Source organism: Polaromonas sp. (genome assembly GCF_043778355.1).
Taxonomy (GTDB): Bacteria; Pseudomonadota; Gammaproteobacteria; order Burkholderiales; family Burkholderiaceae_C; genus Polaromonas.
Genome location: NZ_JAYWHI010000032.1, coordinates 19,038 through 37,648, shown reverse-complemented (window position 1 = coordinate 37,648; position 18,611 = coordinate 19,038). Strand labels below are relative to the sequence as shown.

Sequence of the window (18,611 nt, the reverse complement as noted above, 5' to 3'; positions counted from 1 at the left end):
GCGGTAACTTTCTCCGATCTTCTTAAAATGAATTTACCGTGGCACTCTGCAGGCCCTTGTAGACAAGGCATCACCGGCATTTTCGAAGCAGTCTTCAGCGCCATTCCGACAGGCGACCCGATGCAGCCGTTTACGGCTGCTCGACCATCAGGCGGTTGTCGAAATCACGCTTTTTAACTTTGGAGCTTCTGATGAACCACCCCGCGATGCAAGGGCTGAACCTGAACACGCCCAGCTACGTCAAACACGCCCGACTGATTGCCTGGGTTGCCGACATGGCGGCCCTGTGCAAACCCGACACCATCTACTGGTGTGACGGCAGCGACGCCGAATACCAGCGCCTGTGCCAGCAACTGGTGGACGCCGGCACCTTCAAAAAACTCAACGAAGCCAATCGCCCGAACAGTTTCCTGGCCAACTCTGACCCCAGCGATGTGGCCCGGGTGGAAGACCGCACATTCATTTGCTCTCAGAACAAGGAAGATGCCGGCCCCACCAACAACTGGATGGCCCCGACCGAGATGCGCGCGACCTTGCAGCCGTTGTTTGATGGCTGCATGAAGGGCAGAACCATGTATGTGGTGCCGTTTTCCATGGGGCCGCTGGGCTCACCCATCGCACACATCGGCATTGAGCTGTCCGACAGCCCTTATGTCGGCGTCAACATGAAGATCATGACGCGCATGGGCCGTGCCGTGTTTGATGTGCTCGGTGACAACGGCGAGTTTGTCCCCTGCGTGCACACCGTGGGCGCGCCGCTGGCCGAAGGCCAGAAGGACGTCACGTGGCCGTGCAACAAGACCAAATACATCGTTCACTACCCAGAAACGCGCGAAATCTGGTCTTATGGTTCCGGCTACGGCGGCAACGCGCTGCTGGGCAAGAAGTGTTTCGCGCTGCGTATTGCGTCGAACATGGGCCGGGACGAAGGCTGGCTGGCTGAACACATGTTGATCCTCGGCGTCACCTCGCCCGAGGGCAAGAAGTACCATGTGGCGGCGGCCTTCCCCTCGGCCTGTGGCAAGACCAACTTCTCGATGCTGGTGCCACCGGCCGGCTTCGAAGGCTGGAAGGTCACGACCATCGGCGACGACATCGCCTGGATCAAGCCGGGCAAGGACGGGCGGCTGTACGCCATCAATCCAGAAGCCGGCTATTTCGGCGTGGCGCCTGGCACCAACATGCTGACCAACCCCAACTGCTTGCGCAGCCTGGAGCATGACGTGATTTTCACCAACGTCGGCCTGACCGATGACGGCGACGTCTGGTGGGAAGGCATGGAGCAGGACACACCGGGCAAGGCCTTGCCCGCGCACCTGATCGACTGGCAGGGCAAGGACTGGACACCGCAGATCGCGAAGGAAACCGGCGCCAAGGCGGCACACCCGAACTCGCGTTTCACCGTCGCCGCCACCAACAACCCGGCACTCGATCCGGCATGGGACGACCCGGCCGGTGTGGCGATTGACGCCTTCATCTTTGGCGGGCGCCGTTCCAACACCGTACCGCTGGTGACCGAAGGCCGTAACTGGGTCGAAGGGGTTTACGCGGCCGCGACCATGGGTTCGGAAACCACTGCCGCCATCACCGGTCAGGTCGGTGTGGTGCGCCGTGACCCGTTTGCCATGATTGCGTTTGCCGGCTACAACATGGCGGACTACTTCCAGCACTGGCTCAATGTCGGCAAGAAGCTCGAAGCCTCTGGCGCCACACCGCCGAAAATTTTCACCGCCAACTGGTTCCGCAAGGGCGCCGACGGCAAGTTCGCCTGGCCAGGCTATGGCGAGAACATGCGCGTGCTCAAGTGGATGATCGACCGTATCGAAGGCAAGGGCCAGGGCGTGGACCACTTTACCGGCGTCAGCCCGCGTTACGAAGACATCAACTGGGCGGGTCTGGATTTCAGCGCCCAGCAGTTCGACACTGTCACCAGCATGGACAAAGGGGCCTGGCTCAAGGAACTGGAATTGCACGCCGAACTTTTCAAGCAACTCGAACATCACCTGCCGAAAGAGCTGGAGGAGACCAAAGCCGCGATTGAGCGCCGACTGGCTGCCTGACCGGTAACCAGAAAGAGTTTCGGCGGGGTGCACGATCTGCGCCCCACCAAGCACATCACCGGCAAGCCGCCGGCATGTAAAAAGCCACCTGACCAGGTGGCTTTTTTTCGCTCATCGGCTCCCGCCCTGAGCCGCCGCCGACCCGCTCACCGTCGACCTGCAGTGCCGTCACTGGCTTGAATCAACCCAGGTACTGACAACACCTCAACCCGGTATCGACTGACCCGGATGATTTCTTTCCGCTCCAGTTCGGAAAGGTGGCTGGCATCTCTGATGCCCCGGCCACGGACACCAGATGCATGACAAAAAGCCACCGAACCGGTGGCTTTTGCATGGTTTTCTCAGCGCGACCTTGGCTGGGCTTAGAGGTAATAGCGCTGAAAGGCGCGCAGTTCGTGACCGCCGAGGCGAGCGGCGCGGGGGGTCAGGCCAGCGGCTGGCACATCGGCTTCGGGTGCTTTGACGACAGCAGGCGCTTCGTCGGTCGCAACTTCCTGGCGAGCCATCGCAATACGCAGGTCGGCCATCACGCGGGGATCGGTTTTGGCGGCTTCCCACAGACGGATGTCAGCTCTGGCCTGGGCCAGGGTTTGCGACCAGGCATCCAGCGCAGCGACTGTGCGGGCTGCCAGATTGCGCGCCGTGCCAGCAAGCAGAGCGAGGCCGGAAAAGGCCACCGCCCACAGCGCCATCCAGATCACCAGCAGATGGCCTTCGGCGACGCTGTCCGTCACCTGATAGGCAACGACCATGATGGAAGCGACGATGGCTGACAGCAGCAGGGTCGCCAGGCCGCGCGTACCCGAGAAGCCTTGACGCAGCTGGCCGGCAGCGTGTATTGCCGACTCAACCCGGGCGGCGCCGGTGTGCTCAGTGGAGTACTTGGTGTTGACGAAGCTGGTCATGGTGGTTCCCCTTGATGAGTGCCCACCGGAATTGGTTGGGGCACACGCAGATATTAGGGTTATCACGGATGTTGTTCAACTTTATCTTTATGATATTCGTCATTCACAATGGTAATAATAGAATGTCCATCGAATGCCATGAACCAGCCCAATTTCCGCACCCTGGACTTGAACCTGTTGCGCGTTTTCGACGAGGTGATGGCCGAGCGCAGCCTGACGCGCGCCGCGCGCAACCTGTCGCTGACCCAGCCTGCCGTCAGCAATGCCCTGCGCCGTTTGCGAGAGACCTTGGGCGACGAGCTGGTGCAGCGCAGCGGCCACGGCATGGCGCCCACACCGCGCGCGCTGGCGATCTGGCCGGCGGTGCGTGACTCGCTGCAACAGTTGCAGGAGTCACTGGCACCCAACGAGTTCGAGCCGGCCACAGCGAACACCACCTTCGTAGTGGCCATGGCCGACGCCACCGCCGCTGAACTGATCCCGGGGCTGGTCGATACGCTTGAGCTGGAAGCGCCGGGGGTGTCGGTGCGGGTGGTGCCGCTGACAACGCGTGACCCGCGGCGCATGCTTGACGAGGAAAGCTGTGACCTGGCCGTGGGTTATTTCCCGTCGGTGCTGGCCGACCTGACGGCACGCGCGCAAAGCGGCGAACCGATACCCTTCATGCACAAGCGCCTGTACGACGGCGAATATGTGTGTGTGATGCGCAGGGAGCATCCGCTGGCCAGCGGGCCCTTGACGCTGAACCGTTTCTGCGCTGCGCGCCACATGCTCGTGAGTTTCTCCGGTCGACCCTTCGGTTTCATTGACGAATCGCTGGCCTCGCTGGGCCGCGAGCGGCAGGTAGTGCTCACTGTCAATCAGTTTTTTACGGCGGGGCGGGTGGTGGCCAACTCGAATCTGCTGACGGTGTTACCGCGCCACTTTGTCGGCGTGACAGGCATTGCCGACCAGCTGGTGCTGCGACCGTTGCCTTTTGACGTGTCACCGGTGCATGTGGACGCGGTCTGGCACCGGCGCTCGCAGCAGCGCAGCGCGCATAGCTGGCTGCGCAAGGCCCTGGAGCGGGCAGCGGATAAAGTCTTCACGTCTTGAGCCGGTGCCGCCAAAACGCTTGCGGCCACCCAACAAAGATGGACCAAGATTGGCTGCAGTCCCGCGCGGCCGTGACCAGAGCCGCAAGGCAAAAAGGCTTCAAAACCGAAGTCTTGAAGCCTTTTGAGCCAGCTTCAGCCAAAGGCTGAAGTGCCGCAGTGCAAGGGTTTAGTAGCCGCCGCGTCCACCACCACCGCCGCCGCCGGAACGGCCACCGCCGCTACCGCCGCCGCCGTAAGGACTGCGGAAACCGCCGTCGCTGCCGCCACCGCCGGAACGACCACCACCACCGCCACCGCCGTATCCACCGCCGCCGCCACCACCGTAGCCGCCACCACCGCCACCGCCGAAGCCGCCGCTGCGTGGGGGACGTGCTTCCATCGGGCGTGCCTCGTTAACGACCACGCTGCGGCCGCCCAGAGGCTGACCATTCATGCCGGCAATCGCGGCTTGCGCTTCGGCATCGCTGCCCATTTCGACAAAACCAAAGCCTTTGGAGCGACCGGTGTCGCGTTCCATCATGACTTTGGCGCTGGTGACAGCGCCAAATTGGCCAAAAGATTGTTGCAGGTCTTCGTCGCGAACCGAGTACGGCAGATTGCCGACGTAAAGTTTGTTGCCCATGAAGGGACTCCTCTAAAACACAATAACAAAAGCGATGGGGTCCCGAAAGCACAACAAATCTTGAAACATACCGCTGTAGCGCGCGAAACTGACCGATCACCCAACCTGTGTGGATGAAATCCACACGCGAATATTATGCGTCAGACACAAATAAAACAAGCCAGCATCGTTTCTGCCTGGATTCGACAAACCCGCGCCAACAGTGCCTTGGCAGCCGGTTTCGTCCTCGAAGGCTCATCTGGCGCGCTTCTATGCGCGGGGCATCTGGTTTGATCCCGCAATTTTTGGTTCAAGAAACATCGATTTTTCGCCAAATCCCAAATAAGTTTGCGCCTACTTGCAAGGAGAGGCTTGATGGGGAACCTATTTCGAGACACCCTATCACCAGGCGCGCAGACTTACCTTTGCATACAAAACTAGCCGCGGTCGCGGGCCATGCTTGACCGAGCGCTGGCGCGACGCGGGAGGCAAGCGTTTCCCTATTTTCGCCGCTGAGCAACAGTGGCCGGAGGTCGGTCGCCTTCTCCAGTGCCTTCGCGCCAATGGTGCATGGCCTGACGCATGGTCAGCATCTGGTTTTCAAACTTCGGGCATGCCTTGCAAGCCATCAGGTGCAAGCGCAGCGCGACGGTATCGGGCAGATTCAGGGCGCGGTCTTCCCGAGCGACCAGCAGGGCCGCCGCCTGCTTGCAGGTCCGCCTCAAGAGCGTGAATTTCATTGCGGGACCTCAGCTAACGTGTTTGCCAAACCAGTTGATGGTGAGGCATTCGCGCAAACGAAGGCGCGCGCGGTGAAGTTGAACATATAGATTAGTCGGCGTGAGTGCCAGTTCCTTACAGACCTCGTCGCAGGAAAGCTCCAGCCACTCGCGCATCAGGAACAAGCGGCCCAGCGCCGGGGGCAGGCGCTCCACGCAGGCGTCCAACACCTGAAAAAACTGGCGTTGCTGCAGAGTCTGGTGCGGGTCGCCCCAATCGCTTGGGGGGCTGGCAAAGTGGCCATCGGCCTTGAAGGCCAGCTTGTCGAGCTCATCGGCTTCGTCGTCGCTACCGGGGTCAGGGGCGGACACTTCTCGCGAGTTGCTACGGATCAGGTCGATGACCTTGTGTTTGAGGATGCCGACCAGCCAGGTCTTGAGCTGGGAACGGTTACCGAAGGACTGGGGTTTGGACAAGGCTGCCAGCAGGGTCTCCGAAACGGCATCTTCCGCCCAGGCGTCGTTGCGCAGTTGCAGACGCGCAAAACGCATGAGGTACACACGGTGCTCCACCAGTTGTTCTTCAAATGTTGGCATGGGGCGCAGTCTAGCCTAGCGCAGAGCGCGGCGCATCCATATACTGAATACCAGGAGCGGACGGAACTTTGATCTCCTGTTCGGACTCACTTGCGGGTAACAGCAACAGCCGTCGCTACCGGATCACTCAGGAAGACACCATGAACCCTTTGCATCGCGTTTTCAGTTTCAGAGCTGGCGGCCCGGCCACCGTGTGGTTTGTTATCGCAATGGCTGGCGCTGCCTGCCTGGGCGCGATCCCGGCTCGAGCGCAAACACCCGCTGCCGCAGCTGCTGCCGTGACCACGCCTGCCATCAGTGGCAAAACCACAGACGGCAAGCCGTTTGCGCTGTCGTCGCTCAAAGGCAAGGTGGTGCTGGTGCTGTACTGGTCCACCGGCTGCGCTGTATGCCGCGACAAAATGCCCGAGTTGCGTACCAACTACGAGGGCTGGGCCGGCAAGCCGTTCGAGCTGGTGGCGGTCGCGACCGACAAACGCGTGCAGGATGTGGTGGACTATGAACGCATTATTTCCCGCATTGTGCCGACCAAACAGCAGTTTGTGCAGCTCTGGATGGGTGACAGCAGCTACCGCGACAACCTGGGCGCCCATGCGCAGTTGCCAGCGGGCTACCTGATCGACAAGTCCGGCAAAATTGTGGAGCGTTATGTGGGCCGCATCCCGCCTGAAGCCTGGGACCGGATTGCCGACTTGCTCTGAGCTGCGGGCACGCACCGCTTGGCTGGCCGAAAATATTTTTGTAAGAAAACCGGCATGGGCCGGACTAAGCTTTAACCAGGCAGACATGTCCTCTGCTGGTTGAGTTTTCAACTTGCGTCAACCCACTGGAGATTTCAAATGAACCAACGTGCCCTGATTGCTGCAGCTGCAGCTTCCCTGCTGTCCACCCTGCTGGTTGCAACGCCCGCCCTTGCCCAGGAAAAAGAAAAATGCTACGGCATCGCCAAGGCCGGCCAGAACGATTGCGCCAACCTCGCAGGTACGCATTCCTGCGCCGGGCAGTCCAAGGTCAGCGACGATGCCGGCGAGTGGAAGTATGTTGCCAAAGGCACTTGCGCCGGCCTGAAAGGCATGACCGCCGACCAGGCCAAGATGAAGGTTAAAAAGAGCTGATGACTTCTTGTCTGAAGTGATTGCGTCAGGCGTCGGGCGTTTGAGGTGAGCCGCGTCGCCTCGCCCACAGTCCCCCGGCCGGTATCCACGGGTATCGGCTGGCGGCATCCGCACTATGCGGAGCTGCTGGCCACCCGACCGCCCCTGGACTTCCTGGAGGTCCACTCGGAAAACTTTTTTGCAGAAGGCGGCGCGGCCTTGGCCGTGTTGCAGCAGGCCCGCGCCAGCTACCCCGTCAGCTTGCATGGGGTGGGACTGGCGCTCGGATCGGCACTTGGCGTTGATCTGTGGCATCTGGACCAGTTGGCGCGCCTGGTTGACTGCATTGAACCCGTGCGTGTCAGTGATCACGCCTGTTTTGCGCGCGGGACTGTCAACGGCAAGCTGGTGCATGCAGGCGACCTACTGCCGATCCCTTTCAACGACGAGTCGCTCGATGTGCTCTGTGCCAACGTGCAGCAGGTGCAGGAGCGGCTCGAGCGGCCGTTGATGGTCGAGAACCTGTCGGCCTACCTCACGTTGGTCGGCAGTGACCGCAGTGAAACTGAATTTTTGACCGCGTTGACGCGGCGCACGGGTTGCCAGTTGCTGGTGGACGTGAACAACATCTACGTCAATGCGCTGAACGCGCGCATGCCGGGTGAGCAAGCGGGCGACCCGGTCGGCATCTGCCAGGCCTGGCTCGACCAGATTCCGCCCGACGTGGTGGGCGAGATCCACCTGGCCGGGCATTGCGTGATGGACGATATCGTGATTGATGACCACGGCAGCCGCGTGACGGCCGATGTCTGGCGGGTGTATCGGCATGCCATCAACCGCTTCGGCGCCGTGCCGTCGTTGATTGAATGGGACACCGCCGTCCCGCCCTTGTCGGTGCTGCTGGACGAGGCGCAGCAGGCCCGCGCGCTGGCGGTGCCGCATGGTGTGCAACCGGCGTTGCTCCGGTGAGCCGCTCGCCCAGCCTGGCCGCAGCGCAACAGGCTTTGCTGCAGGCCTTGTACCTGCCGCGCCAAACAGACGCTATGAAATGTATAGCTGCTCACGCACAGGGGGCAGGGGCTGGAGGCCAAAATCGTCTTGAACGCGGGCTGCAAGCCTACCGCAGCAACGGCCAGACATTGGCGCCGCGCGTGCTGGCGGCGGCGTATCCCGTGGTGGCACAGCTGATGGGGGCGGAAAACTTTGATGCCTTGTCGCGCCACTTCTGGCAAAGCCACGCGCCGGACTGTGGCGATCTGGCCCAGTGGGGTGGAGAATTCGCGGCCTTTCTCGCAGCGCTGCAAGATCTGGTCGGCGAAGAACCTTACCTGCCTGATGTGGCGCGTGTCGAATGGGCCCTGCATGCCTCGGCCACGGCGGCCGATGGCCAGGCAGACATGGCATCGTTCGCCTTGCTCGAAAGCCATGAACCCTCCACATTCACCTTGTTGCTCAGCGCGGGTGCTGCTGGTGTGGCCAGCCGCTTCCCCGTGGTCAGCATCGCCCAAGCCCACCTGACGGGTGAGCCCAGCTTGCAGCAGGCTGGCGAGCGTTTGCGAGGCCAGGTGCAGGAGGCGGCCCTGGTCTGGCGGCAGGGTTTGAAACCCTCGTTGCGCCACGCGCAGCCTGGCGAGCTTCTTTTTATCGCGGCGCTGCAAGAAAAACGCTCGCTGGCCGCTGCATTGGCAGCCGCGCCCGCGTTTGATTTCAATCCATGGCTGGTGCCGGCTGTACAAACCGGCTTGTTGCTGGGTGCACGTGCCCTGTGACTGAATTCAAAAGGACAAAAATGACCACCACCGCTACCGCCGCCCTGCAAAAAGTGCTGCGACTCTGGGCGCGCCTGAGCAGCGCGCTCGACAGCTTGCAACCCGCCGCTGCGCTGGCAGCACGTATTTATGTGGGCCAGGTGTTCTTTCTGTCCGGGCTCACCAAGCTGCGTGACTGGGACATCACCGTGGCGCTTTTCACCGACGAATACAAGGTGCCGCTGCTGCCGCCGGCGCTGGCTGCTTTTATGGGCACGGCGGGTGAGCTGGTGCTGCCGGTGTTGCTGGTGCTGGGCCTGGCCGGGCGCTTTTCCGCGCTGGGGCTGTTTGTGGTGAACGCAGTCGCCGTGATCTCGCTCAGCGAGATCGCGCCGGCGGCTTTGCAACAGCACATCTTCTGGGGCGCCCTGCTGGCCGGGTTGGCGATCTACGGTCCGGGCGCCTGGTCGATGGACCGCTGGCTGGCGCCGCGCATCATGCGCGGCTGACAAGAAAATTCAGACCAAATCGGCTTCCGGCGCACGTCCAACATGCGTGACCAGCTATTAATTCAGGAGCATGTTTCGCTTCCGAACGAGAACGATCACCAGTTGACTTCGCGGTCCGGCGTCGAACCGATGCGGTGAATCGACAGGTCGGCGCCTTCGTATTCTTCTTCCTGGCTCATGCGCAGCCCGATGGTCGCCTTGATCAGGCCATAGACCGCACAACCCGCCAGCAGTGCCCAGACGATGCCCATGGCCGTGCCGATGAGTTGCGCGCCCAGGCTGACGCCGCCCAGTCCGCCCAGCGCCTTGCTGCCGAAAATGCCGCAGGCGATGCCGCCCCAGGCACCGCACAGGCCGTGCAGCGGCCAGACACCGAGCACGTCGTCAATCTTCCAGCGGTTCTGCGTCAGGGTGAACATCAGCACAAACACTGCGCCGGCTACAGCGCCGGTGACCAGCGCGCCCAGCGGGTGCATCAGGTCCGAGCCGGCGCACACGGCGACCAGCCCGGCCAGCGGGCCGTTGTGCACAAAGCCCGGATCATTTTTACCCAGCGCAAGCGCGGCCAGCGTGCCCCCGACCATGGCCATCAGCGAGTTCACGGCGACCAGGCCGGAGATCTTGTCGATGGTCTGCGCGCTCATGACATTGAAGCCGAACCAGCCGACCGTCAAAATCCAGGCGCCCAGCGCGAGGAAGGGAATGCTCGACGGCGGGTGCGCCGAGATGCCGCCATCCTTGCGATAACGGTTGCTGCGTGCGCCCAGCAAAATCACTGCCGGCAGCGCCAGCCAGCCGCCGACCGCGTGGACCACGATGGAGCCGGCGAAGTCGTGAAATTCGGCGCCGGTGAAGTCCTTGATCCAGGCCTGCACGCCAAAACGCTGGTTCCAGACCACGCCTTCAAACAGCGGGTAAACCAGACCGACAATCACTGCAGTGGCCAGCAACTGCGGGTAAAACCGCGCGCGTTCGGCAATGCCGCCGGAGATGATGGCCGGGATCGCCGCAGCAAACGTCAGCAGAAAGAAAAACTTGACCAGCTCGTAGCCGTTTTTGGCGGCCAGTTGTTCGGCGCCGACAAAAAAACTGGTGCCGTAGGCCACGCCGTAACCGACGATGAAATACACCACGGTGGACACCGAAAAATCCACCAGGATCTTGACCAGCGCATTCACCTGGTTTTTCTTGCGGACTGTTCCCAGCTCCAGAAATGCAAAACCGGCATGCATGGCCAAAACCATGATGCCACCCAACAAAATGAACAAGGCGTCCGAGCCCTGTTTTAGTGCGTCCATAAGACCCTCGTGAATGGTTTGTACGTTTTCAGTGCGAAAAGAGGTTGTGAAAATGAAAAGCACCAAAATCAAGCAATATCTGCGCCAGATGAGTGCGCACCAATCTGGGCATAGACTGGGCGCGGGAAAAGGGGGCAGGTCTACAATCGGGCTTGTCATTGGGGAGTAGCCACCCTTTCAATTCTGAAAGGGGCTTGCGTCAACAGACTTGTCCGGTTCCGGACATGGCGCCAGCAGTCCAAGAGCTTCAACAGGCTCTCGACCCCGCGAGACCTTTGACTGCACAGCTCCTGCTCAAGGCCGGGGATGCTGTGCAGTCAAGGGTTTTCGGCCGGAGTCTCATTTCATGGAAGCTTTCCTCATCTCCACCGGCATCGTCGCCCTCGCCGAAATGGGCGACAAGACGCAATTGCTCGCCCTCGTCCTCGCTGCCCGTTTTCGCAAGCCCTGGCCCATCGTGGCCGGTATTTTTGTAGCCACGCTGGCCAACCATGCGCTGGCCGGCGCGCTGGGCGCCTGGCTCACCACCGTGGTCGGGCCGCAAATGTTGCGCTACATCCTGGGCGCGTCTTTTCTGGCCATGGCGGTGTGGATGCTGATTCCCGACAAGCTGGATAACGGCGAGGATGACACGCCACCGCGATTTGGTGTTTTCGCGACCACCGTGCTGGTGTTTTTCCTGGCCGAGATGGGCGACAAGACGCAGATCGCCACGGTGATGCTGGCGGCACGCTACGACGCCATGGTCGCCGTGGTGGCCGGCACCACGCTCGGCATGATGCTAGCCAACGCACCCGTGGTCTGGCTCGGCGAACGTGTCACGCGCCTGGTACCTCTGCGTGTGGTGCACGTCGTGTCGGCGCTGATTTTTGCGGGGCTTGGTCTGGCGGCCTTGTTGATCAGGGCCTGATCAACAAGGCCTTCTCCCCGCAGGCAGTGGCCGCAGGCGCAGTGAAAAGCCTGGGGGTATACTTGCATCAGCGCCGATTTGCCAGCTTGCGGGCGCTTAAAAAGTACAGCTAAAGACGACATCCACGACCCGGACTCGCTTTTAGCGATGCCGGGTTTTTTGTTTTGTGGGGCTTTCCTTGACGCTTGTTGCCACGCCGCAGTCCATGCATTTTGCCGACGCCTTGCCGCTGCAGAGCGGCGCGTCCATCCGTGCCTACGACCTGAGTTACGAGACCTACGGCACGCTCAACGCGGATAAATCCAATGCCGTGCTGATCTGCCACGCGCTCAATGCGTCGCACCACGTGGCCGGTGTGTATCTGGATGAGCAGGGTGTGGAAGTGCCCAAGTCCGAAGGTTGGTGGGACACCATGATCGGGCCCGGCAAGCCGGTGGACACGGAAAAGTTTTTTGTCGTTGGCGTGAACAACCTCGGCTCCTGCTTTGGCTCGACCGGCCCGATGCAGGTCCATCCCGACACCGGCGCAGTCTACGGCGCCGACTTCCCGGTCGTGACGGTGCAGGACTGGGTCGACGCGCAGGCCCGGCTGCTCGACGCACTGGGCATCCAGACACTGGCAGCGGTCATGGGCGGCAGCTTGGGCGGCATGCAGGCCCTGAGCTGGACCTTGCAGTACCCGGACCGGGTGCGCCACGCGGTGGTGGTGGCCAGCGCACCCAACCTGACGGCTGAAAACATCGCCTTCAACGAGGTGGCGCGGCGCGCCATCGTGACCGACCCGGACTTCCACGGCGGCCACTACGGCCGGCACGGCGTGTTGCCGCAGCGCGGCCTGCGCATCGCCCGCATGATCGGGCACATCACCTACCTCAGTGACGACGTGATGAACGAAAAGTTTGGACGGCAGTTGCGTGAGGCGGTCGTGGGCCATGACAGCGGCTACAGGTTTTCCACGCAGGAGGTCGAGTTCCAGATCGAAAGTTATCTGCGTTACCAGGGTGACAAGTTCAGCGAGTACTTCGACGCGAACACCTATTTGCTGATCACGCGGGCGCTGGACTACTTCGATCCTGCCGCCGCCCACGGCGGCAACCTCACGCTGGCGCTGGCGCCGGCGCGCGCCAAATTCCTGCTGGTGAGTTTCACGACCGACTGGCGCTTTTCGCCGTCACGCAGCCGCGAGATCGTCAAGGCCCTGCTCGACAACCAGCGCGACGTGAGTTACGCCGAGATAAACGCGCCGCACGGTCACGATGCCTTTTTGCTCGACGACCCGCGTTATCTGGGTGTAGTGCGCTCCTATTTTGAGAGCAAGATGGCGCCATGCTGAATACCGATGCTCGACTTTCTGCTGACCAGTTGCTGATTGCCCGTCTGGTCCCGCCGGGCTCGCGTGTGCTGGACCTCGGCTGCGGCGACGGCGCTCTCCTGGACCATCTGGTGCGCGAACGCGGCTGCACCGGTTACGGTGTGGAGATAGATGACACCAATATCCAGGCCTGCGTGGCGCGCGGCGTCAACGTGATCCAGCTCAACCTCGACGAGGGCCTGGCGATGTTTGGCGATGCGAGTTTTGACGTGGTGCTGCAGATCGATACGCTGCAGCACCTGCGCAATGCCGAGGTCATGCTGCGCGAAACCGCGCGTGTAGGCCACACCGGCATCGTCGCCTTTCCCAATTTCGGGCACTGGCCAAACCGGCTGGCGGTTCTGCGCGGCCGCATGCCAGTGACCAAGGTGCTGCCCTACCAGTGGTATGACACACCCAACATCCGCGTCGGCACGCTGCAGGACTTTGCCGCACTGGCGCAGAAGAACCGCTTGAATATCCTCGATTCATTTGGCCTGCAGGACGGCAGGGAAGTTCGCTTCTGGCCGAACGCGCGCGCCAGCCGCGCGGTGTTCAAGTTTCAACACGGCTAGGCTTCCGGGCTTGCCGCAAGCCGCGCCGAGATGTTAGGATTTGGCCATCGGGATTTCAGCCTCCCGAATCCTCACAGATAGACGGTGTCCCGTCCAAGCGCTGGTCACACTCATTGGAGTATTCCGTGGACACCTCTCTCATTTCCGTTCCCCGCATCACCCCCGAAGAACTCGCTGCCCGCATGGGCCGCGCCGATGCGCCCTTGTTGCTCGACGTCCGGCGCGAGGGCAAATTTGCAGAAAGTCCGCGCATGCTCGCTGCAGCGCGGCGCTGTGCGCCTGAAGACGTGGCTGCGCTGGCCGCCGCCGGCCCAGCCCGCGAAGTGGTCGTGTATTGCGTCTATGGCCACAACGTCAGCGCGGATGCGACAGCGCTGCTGCGCGCCGCGGGCTGGGATGCGCGCGCGCTGGCGGGCGGCATCGAGGGCGGGGAAGACGGCGTGGACAGCGCCCAGGACATTGCCCAGTGGCGTTTGACGCCGCTGCCCACCCTGCGCAAGCGCGCCGACTGGGGCGTGACCGGCGAGCAGGCGTCGCGCTGGATCACCCGAGAGCGCCCCAAAATTGACCGCATTGCCTGCCCCTGGCTGATACGCCGGTTTATCGACCCGCGTGCCGAATTTTTTTACGTCCCGACGGCGCAGGTCTTCAGTGAAGCGGCGCGGCTGAAGGCGGTGGCCTATGACCTTCCGGGCGCACCGGTGACGCATGAGGGCGAATGGTGCAGCTTTGATGGTTTGCTTCGTGCGTTTGAGATTGAAGACCCGGCGGTAGACCGCCTGGCCCGCATTGTGCGCGGGGCCGATACCGACCGGCTGGCGCTGGAGCCGCAGTGTGCCGGCTTGCTGGCCTTCTCGCTGGGTTTGTCCCGCTTGCACAAGGATGACCACGACATGCTGGAAGCCGCCATGCCGCTGTACGACGCGCTCTACGCCTGGTGCGCCAGCGAAGCACATGCCGTGTGGCAGGGCAAGGCACCCGAGCGGCATGACTGGAAGCCGGCATCCATGGCTGGCGCGGGCGCATGATGCGGGCGACCCCACGGCCGGAAGCGGTCAGTTTCGGCCAGGCCTTCCGCTTCTGGCTCAAACTCGGTTTCATCAGCTTCGGCGGGCCGGCCGGGCAGATCGCGATCATGCACCGCGAACTGGTGGAGCAAAAACGCTGGATCTCGGAGAAGCGGTTTCTGCATGCGCTCAATTACTGCATGTTGCTGCCCGGACCAGAAGCGCAGCAGCTCGCCACCTACATCGGCTGGCTGATGCACCGGACCTGGGGCGGGGTGGTGGCCGGCGTGCTGTTTGTGCTGCCTTCGCTGTTCATCCTGATCGCGCTGAGCTGGATCTATGTCGCCTTCGGCGATGTACCCCTGGTCGCCGGGATTTTTTATGGCATCAAGCCGGCGGTGGCGGCCATTGTGTTGCAGGCGGTCTACCGCATTGGCGGCAAATCATTGAAAAATCCGCGTGAAGCCCCTGTCCCGTGGATTGTTGCAGCTATCAGTTTCATAGCAATTGCGCTGCTGCATGTGCCTTTTCCGTGGGTCGTTCTGGGTGCGGCGCTGACGGGCTGGTTGTGCGCGCGTTTCGCGCCGGGACAGTTCACGAGCGGCGGACACACGTCGGCAGGCGGTACGCATGCGCCCGCTCTGATTGATGACGACACACCCACGCCGCTGCATGCGCGCTTCAAAAAATCGCGTTTGGCGGCGGTGCTGGCCACAGGCGCTGTGCTCTGGCTGCTGCCCATGGGCGCGCTGCTGGCCTGGCAGGGCTGGAACGGCGCGCTGGCCCAGATGAGCTGGTTTTTTACCAAGGCGGCGCTGCTGACTTTCGGCGGCGCTTATGCGGTGTTGCCCTATGTCTATCAGGGCGCGGTCGAACAGTTCGGCTGGCTCACCGGGCCGCAGATGATCGACGGCCTGGCGTTGGGTGAGACCACACCGGGGCCGCTGATCATGGTGGTGGCCTTCGTGGCGTTTGTCGGCGGCTGGACCAAGGAAGTGCTGGGCCCGGATGCGCTGTTCCAGGGTGCCACGCTGGCGGCGCTGCTGGTGACTTGGTTCACCTTCCTGCCCTCATTCATCTTCATCCTGGCGGGCGGGCCACTGGTGGAATCCACCCACGGCAAGATACAGTTCACCGCGCCACTGGCGGCCATTACCGCTGCCGTGGTCGGGGTGATCGCCAGTCTGGCGCTGTTTTTTATAACGCACGTCGCATTTCCGGCGGATATGACAGCCGGGTTGGCTTCGAGCGTGGAATGGCCAGCCGTGGTCATCATGCTGGCGGCCGGCGTGGCGCTGCTGCGCTACAAGGTCGGCGTGATTCCCGTCATTGCCACTTGCGCCGTGCTCGGCTTGCTGCTGCGCCTGTCTGGCCTGGCCTGACCACCCGCGACCGATGTCCCGGTGGGCACGGCGGGCCGCGTTATGCTCATGTCCATGCACGGCTCTCCGCAAAACATGGCCTCCGCGCCAACGCACACGCTGCTTGAGCGGCTGTTCGGGACTTGGGTTCATGCGGTTACTCCCGCCACGCTGCGCCACGACCTGATGGCGGCCCTGCTGGGCGCGGTGCTGGTGCTGCCGCAGGGCATTGCCTTTGCCACGCTGGCTGGCTTGCCGCCTGAATATGGCCTTTACACCGCCATCGTGCCCTGCATCATTGCTGCGTTGTTCGGCTCGAGCTGGCATGTGATGTCGGGGCCGACCAATGCCAATTCGCTGGCGCTGTTTGCGATGTTGTCGCCGCTGGCCCTGGCCTTCAGCCCGGCCTACATCCAGATGGTGCTGGCCGTCACGGTGCTGGTCGGCATCATGCAATGGGTGATAGGCGCGCTGCGTCTGGGCAGTCTGGCCAATTTCATTTCTCCGGCCGCGTTGTTCGGTTTTACGTCGGGCGCAGCGCTGCTGATCGCCGTGTACGCGCTGCCGGACCTGCTGGGCCTGGCCGCAGCCGCACATCACGGCGCAGCGGCGGTGTTGCTGCATGTCCTCACTCAACTGCGCGCCGTTCAGCCGGCGGCGCTGGCGGTGGCTGGCGTGACGCTGGCTGTTGCCTTGCTGGTGCGGCGTTGGCGTCCGAGTTGGCCGTCCATGCTCGCCGGGCTGGTGGTGGCGACGGTTCTGAGCTGGGTATGGTCGACCTGGGTCAGCGCCGCACCGCTGCCGCTGCGCACGGTCGGCCAGATTCAAACGCCGTGGCCCCAATTTGCCGTGCCCACGGTCAGCTGGTCGGCCTTGTCAGAGTTGCTGGGGCTGGCGTTTGCGTTGACCATCGTGGCGCTGGGCCAGTCCATCTCGATTGCCAAGGCGGTGGCGGCGCGCTCGGGCCAGCGCATCGACGCCAACCGCGAATTCCGCGGTCAGGGCCTGTCCAACATCGTCGGCGGTTTCTTCTCGTCCTATGTGTCCTGCGGGTCGCTGAACCGTTCCATGCCGAACCTGGAGGCCGGCGCGCGCACGCCGCTGGCAGCGGTTTTTTCTGCGGTGTTGCTGCTGGTGCTGGTGGCGCTCAGCGCGCCCCTGTTGGCGCAAATCCCGATGGCCGCACTGGCGGCACTGTTGTTGCTGGTGGCGGTGTCGCTGCTGGACCTCAAGCGCTGGAGGCAGTTGTTTGCGCTGAGCCGCACCGAGTTCGGTGTTGCCCTGGCCACGTTGGTGGCGACGGTCAGTATCCGGCTAGAGATTGCGATTTTGCTCGGCACGCTGTTGTCGCTGATGTCCTTTCTGTACCGCACTTCAAAACCGGCGATGCGCACCATGGGGTTCGACAGCCGGACACCGGACCGGCAGTTTGTGGTGCTGGCCGATGCGGAGCTCCCCCTGCCGGAATGCCCGCAGCTGAAACTCCTGCGCATGGAGGGCGAGGTCTACTTCGGTGCGACCCAGCATGTCGCCGACACCCTGCACGCCTTGCGCCACGCGCCGCAGCCGCAAAAACACCTGCTGGTGATGGGCAAAAGCATGAACTTCATCGACCTGGCCGGTGCGCAGCTCTGGGAGCAGGAGCTCAACGCGCGCCGCGCCCTGGGCGGCGATCTGTACTTTCACCGGCCGCGCCCGGAGGTGATCCAGATGTGGCAGACCACCGGCTTCACCCGCCTGCTGGGCCCCGAGCACCAGTTTCCTGACAAACGCAGTGCGATCGCGACCATTTTCACGCGGCTGGACCCGGCCATCTGCCGCCAGTGCACGGCGCGCATTTTCGAGGAATGCCGCAGTGTTCCCGCCCCGGATCCGGTGAGTCCTAGCCCGGCGGCTTGACGCCCAGCCGCTGCAGCAGGCCCATGGCGGCGTGTGGCGCCTTTTCCTTGGCGCCATTGATGAAAAACACATATACATCCCTGGCCGTTTTGGCTTTGGCCGGCTCCAGATGCGGCGGCACTGCCGGGTCGCCGCCCTGTGCCCAGGTCTGCGCTACCGCCGCCCAGGCATCCAGGACCTTGGGCGCGTACCCGCTCTTGAACTTGGCGTCACTGCACATCAGCCGGGCATAAACGAAATCCGAGCTCAGGTCGGCAAAAGACGGGAAGTCCGGCGAATCGGTGAACACGGTTGCGCAGTGATGAGTGCGCGCCAGTGCCAGGTAGTCCGGCGTCATGAAGCTGGGATGCCGCACATCGAGCACATGGCGCAGCTTGATGCCATCGACGGCCTTCGGCAGCAGCCTCAGGAAGGCGCCGAAATCGTCGGCGTCAAACACCTTGGTCGGCATGAATTGCCAGACGATGGGGCCGAGCTTGTTGCCAAGCTCGCTGATGCCGCTGTCCACAAAGCGGTCAATCGATTCACCGGCCTCGGCCAGCACGCGACGGTTGGTGCTGAAGCGGCTGGCCTTCAGCGAAAACACAAAGTCGGCGGGCGTTTCATCGCGCCATTTGGCAAAGCTAGCCGGCTTGAAGCTGCTGTAGTAGGTACCGTTGACCTCGATGGCGTTGAGATGGCGGCTGGCGTAGCCCAGTTCCTGGCTCTGCGGCAGCTTCGCAGGGTAAAAGTTGTCGCGCCAGGGCGCATAGGTCCAGCCGCCGATGCCGACGCGAATGCCGGCGCGGATACCGGGCGCGGTAGGCGGGGACTTTTTCATGGGGAGCCTTCAGCGATGAGACGACTTGCACATGGTTGCAGAAAAAGACCCGGCGCGCCA

General features: G+C 62.6%; 19 protein-coding genes and 1 riboswitch. Of the genes, 13 read left to right on the top strand and 6 right to left on the bottom strand.

The window, feature by feature from the left end; translation table 11 throughout:
* Nucleotides 1-191 precede the first annotated feature (191 nt).
* Complete coding sequence (locus tag ACH2CW_RS06330) at nucleotides 192-2,060, top strand: phosphoenolpyruvate carboxykinase (GTP) (protein ID WP_395056225.1); 1,869 nt, start codon at nucleotides 192-194, stop codon at nucleotides 2,058-2,060.
* A gap of 362 nt (nucleotides 2,061-2,422) precedes the next feature.
* On the opposite strand, the gene ACH2CW_RS06325 is transcribed toward ACH2CW_RS06330, so the two are convergent.
* Entirely contained in the window at nucleotides 2,423-2,965 is a 543-nt protein-coding gene (locus ACH2CW_RS06325; RefSeq protein WP_395056223.1) for a hypothetical protein, read from the bottom strand.
* Nucleotides 2,966-3,103: 138 nt separating this feature from the next.
* Between ACH2CW_RS06325 and ACH2CW_RS06320 the strand changes: the two genes are divergently transcribed.
* The gene (locus ACH2CW_RS06320; protein ID WP_395056221.1) at nucleotides 3,104-4,060 is read left to right on the top strand and encodes a LysR family transcriptional regulator; all 957 of its coding nucleotides are present in this window, start codon (nucleotides 3,104-3,106) and stop codon (nucleotides 4,058-4,060) included.
* Nucleotides 4,061-4,228: 168 nt separating this feature from the next.
* On the opposite strand, the gene ACH2CW_RS06315 is transcribed toward ACH2CW_RS06320, so the two are convergent.
* The 3 genes from ACH2CW_RS06315 to ACH2CW_RS06305 form a co-directional block, all read right to left on the bottom strand.
* Nucleotides 4,229-4,684 carry an RNA recognition motif domain-containing protein gene (locus ACH2CW_RS06315; protein ID WP_395056219.1) on the bottom strand — a complete coding sequence of 152 codons (456 nt, stop codon included), beginning with the start codon at nucleotides 4,682-4,684 and terminating at the stop codon, nucleotides 4,229-4,231.
* Nucleotides 4,685-5,163: 479 nt separating this feature from the next.
* Entirely contained in the window at nucleotides 5,164-5,403 is a 240-nt protein-coding gene (locus ACH2CW_RS06310; RefSeq protein ID WP_395056217.1) for a zf-HC2 domain-containing protein, read from the bottom strand.
* A 9-nt stretch (nucleotides 5,404-5,412) separates the two neighbouring features.
* A complete protein-coding gene (locus tag ACH2CW_RS06305; protein WP_395056215.1) occupies nucleotides 5,413-5,979 on the bottom strand; it encodes a sigma-70 family RNA polymerase sigma factor in 567 nt (188 codons plus the stop codon).
* Nucleotides 5,980-6,119: 140 nt separating this feature from the next.
* Between ACH2CW_RS06305 and ACH2CW_RS06300 the strand changes: the two genes are divergently transcribed.
* The 5 genes from ACH2CW_RS06300 (at nucleotide 6,120) to ACH2CW_RS06280 (ending at nucleotide 9,330) form a co-directional block, all read left to right on the top strand.
* On the top strand, nucleotides 6,120-6,680 hold the full coding sequence (locus ACH2CW_RS06300; RefSeq protein ID WP_395056213.1) for a peroxiredoxin family protein: 561 nt from the start codon (nucleotides 6,120-6,122) through the stop codon (nucleotides 6,678-6,680).
* 138 nt (nucleotides 6,681-6,818) lie between these two features.
* A complete protein-coding gene (locus ACH2CW_RS06295; RefSeq protein WP_395056211.1) occupies nucleotides 6,819-7,094 on the top strand; it encodes a DUF2282 domain-containing protein in 276 nt (91 codons plus the stop codon).
* Nucleotides 7,095-7,139: 45 nt separating this feature from the next.
* The gene (locus ACH2CW_RS06290) at nucleotides 7,140-8,042 is read left to right on the top strand and encodes a DUF692 domain-containing protein (protein WP_395056209.1); all 903 of its coding nucleotides are present in this window, start codon (nucleotides 7,140-7,142) and stop codon (nucleotides 8,040-8,042) included.
* Nucleotides 8,039-8,842 (top strand): putative DNA-binding domain-containing protein, encoded by an 804-nt coding sequence (locus ACH2CW_RS06285; RefSeq protein WP_395056207.1) that lies wholly within the window; start codon nucleotides 8,039-8,041, stop codon nucleotides 8,840-8,842. Before ACH2CW_RS06290 ends, ACH2CW_RS06285 begins: the two co-directional genes overlap by 4 nt.
* A 20-nt stretch (nucleotides 8,843-8,862) precedes the next feature.
* Nucleotides 8,863-9,330 (top strand): DoxX family protein, encoded by a 468-nt coding sequence (locus ACH2CW_RS06280; protein ID WP_395056205.1) that lies wholly within the window; start codon nucleotides 8,863-8,865, stop codon nucleotides 9,328-9,330.
* A 95-nt stretch (nucleotides 9,331-9,425) separates the two neighbouring features.
* Here the strand turns inward: ACH2CW_RS06280 and ACH2CW_RS06275 are convergent, their stop codons facing one another.
* Nucleotides 9,426-10,628: an ammonium transporter gene (locus tag ACH2CW_RS06275; RefSeq protein WP_395056203.1), complete on the bottom strand. Its 1,203-nt coding sequence runs from the start codon at nucleotides 10,626-10,628 to the stop codon at nucleotides 9,426-9,428.
* Between the two features lie 143 nt (nucleotides 10,629-10,771).
* Nucleotides 10,772-10,909, top strand: a riboswitch (yybP-ykoY riboswitch).
* Nucleotides 10,910-10,974: 65 nt separating this feature from the next.
* Between ACH2CW_RS06275 and ACH2CW_RS06270 the strand changes: the two genes are divergently transcribed.
* The 6 genes from ACH2CW_RS06270 (at nucleotide 10,975) to ACH2CW_RS06245 (ending at nucleotide 17,731) form a co-directional block, all read left to right on the top strand.
* Nucleotides 10,975-11,538 (top strand): TMEM165/GDT1 family protein, encoded by a 564-nt coding sequence (locus ACH2CW_RS06270; RefSeq protein ID WP_395056201.1) that lies wholly within the window; start codon nucleotides 10,975-10,977, stop codon nucleotides 11,536-11,538.
* A gap of 178 nt (nucleotides 11,539-11,716) precedes the next feature.
* Nucleotides 11,717-12,871: a homoserine O-acetyltransferase gene (locus ACH2CW_RS06265; RefSeq protein ID WP_395056199.1), complete on the top strand. Its 1,155-nt coding sequence runs from the start codon at nucleotides 11,717-11,719 to the stop codon at nucleotides 12,869-12,871.
* On the top strand, nucleotides 12,865-13,464 hold the full coding sequence (gene metW / locus ACH2CW_RS06260; RefSeq protein WP_395056197.1) for a methionine biosynthesis protein MetW: 600 nt from the start codon (nucleotides 12,865-12,867) through the stop codon (nucleotides 13,462-13,464). The genes ACH2CW_RS06265 and metW overlap by 7 nt, the downstream gene beginning before the upstream one ends.
* Before the next feature lie 125 nt (nucleotides 13,465-13,589).
* Nucleotides 13,590-14,492: a chromate resistance protein ChrB domain-containing protein gene (locus ACH2CW_RS06255; RefSeq protein ID WP_395056195.1), complete on the top strand. Its 903-nt coding sequence runs from the start codon at nucleotides 13,590-13,592 to the stop codon at nucleotides 14,490-14,492.
* The gene (chrA, locus tag ACH2CW_RS06250) at nucleotides 14,489-15,853 is read left to right on the top strand and encodes a chromate efflux transporter (RefSeq protein ID WP_395056193.1); all 1,365 of its coding nucleotides are present in this window, start codon (nucleotides 14,489-14,491) and stop codon (nucleotides 15,851-15,853) included. The genes ACH2CW_RS06255 and chrA overlap by 4 nt, the downstream gene beginning before the upstream one ends.
* Nucleotides 15,854-15,928: 75 nt before the next feature.
* Nucleotides 15,929-17,731 (top strand): SulP family inorganic anion transporter, encoded by a 1,803-nt coding sequence (locus ACH2CW_RS06245; protein ID WP_395056191.1) that lies wholly within the window; start codon nucleotides 15,929-15,931, stop codon nucleotides 17,729-17,731.
* On the opposite strand, the gene ACH2CW_RS06240 is transcribed toward ACH2CW_RS06245, so the two are convergent.
* Nucleotides 17,715-18,551: a DUF72 domain-containing protein gene (locus ACH2CW_RS06240; protein ID WP_395056189.1), complete on the bottom strand. Its 837-nt coding sequence runs from the start codon at nucleotides 18,549-18,551 to the stop codon at nucleotides 17,715-17,717. The genes ACH2CW_RS06245 and ACH2CW_RS06240 overlap by 17 nt on opposite strands.
* Between the last annotated feature and the right edge of the window lie 60 nt (nucleotides 18,552-18,611).

What these genes read in the sequence shown, in the direction of transcription:
- ACH2CW_RS06330 (WP_395056225.1), top strand. Translation starts at nt 192, where the DNA reads ATGAACCACCCCGCGATGCAAGGGCTGAACCTGAACACGCCCAGCTAC.
- ACH2CW_RS06325 (WP_395056223.1), bottom strand. Translation starts at nt 2,965, where the DNA reads ATGACCAGCTTCGTCAACACCAAGTACTCCACTGAGCACACCGGCGCC.
- ACH2CW_RS06320 (WP_395056221.1), top strand. Translation starts at nt 3,104, where the DNA reads ATGAACCAGCCCAATTTCCGCACCCTGGACTTGAACCTGTTGCGCGTT.
- ACH2CW_RS06315 (WP_395056219.1), bottom strand. Translation starts at nt 4,684, where the DNA reads ATGGGCAACAAACTTTACGTCGGCAATCTGCCGTACTCGGTTCGCGAC.
- ACH2CW_RS06310 (WP_395056217.1), bottom strand. Translation starts at nt 5,403, where the DNA reads ATGAAATTCACGCTCTTGAGGCGGACCTGCAAGCAGGCGGCGGCCCTG.
- ACH2CW_RS06305 (WP_395056215.1), bottom strand. Translation starts at nt 5,979, where the DNA reads ATGCCAACATTTGAAGAACAACTGGTGGAGCACCGTGTGTACCTCATG.
- ACH2CW_RS06300 (WP_395056213.1), top strand. Translation starts at nt 6,120, where the DNA reads ATGAACCCTTTGCATCGCGTTTTCAGTTTCAGAGCTGGCGGCCCGGCC.
- ACH2CW_RS06295 (WP_395056211.1), top strand. Translation starts at nt 6,819, where the DNA reads ATGAACCAACGTGCCCTGATTGCTGCAGCTGCAGCTTCCCTGCTGTCC.
- ACH2CW_RS06280 (WP_395056205.1), top strand. Translation starts at nt 8,863, where the DNA reads ATGACCACCACCGCTACCGCCGCCCTGCAAAAAGTGCTGCGACTCTGG.
- ACH2CW_RS06275 (WP_395056203.1), bottom strand. Translation starts at nt 10,628, where the DNA reads ATGGACGCACTAAAACAGGGCTCGGACGCCTTGTTCATTTTGTTGGGT.
- ACH2CW_RS06270 (WP_395056201.1), top strand. Translation starts at nt 10,975, where the DNA reads ATGGAAGCTTTCCTCATCTCCACCGGCATCGTCGCCCTCGCCGAAATG.
- metW (WP_395056197.1), top strand. Translation starts at nt 12,865, where the DNA reads ATGCTGAATACCGATGCTCGACTTTCTGCTGACCAGTTGCTGATTGCC.
- chrA (WP_395056193.1), top strand. Translation starts at nt 14,489, where the DNA reads ATGATGCGGGCGACCCCACGGCCGGAAGCGGTCAGTTTCGGCCAGGCC.
- ACH2CW_RS06245 (WP_395056191.1), top strand. Translation starts at nt 15,929, where the DNA reads ATGGCCTCCGCGCCAACGCACACGCTGCTTGAGCGGCTGTTCGGGACT.
- ACH2CW_RS06240 (WP_395056189.1), bottom strand. Translation starts at nt 18,551, where the DNA reads ATGAAAAAGTCCCCGCCTACCGCGCCCGGTATCCGCGCCGGCATTCGC.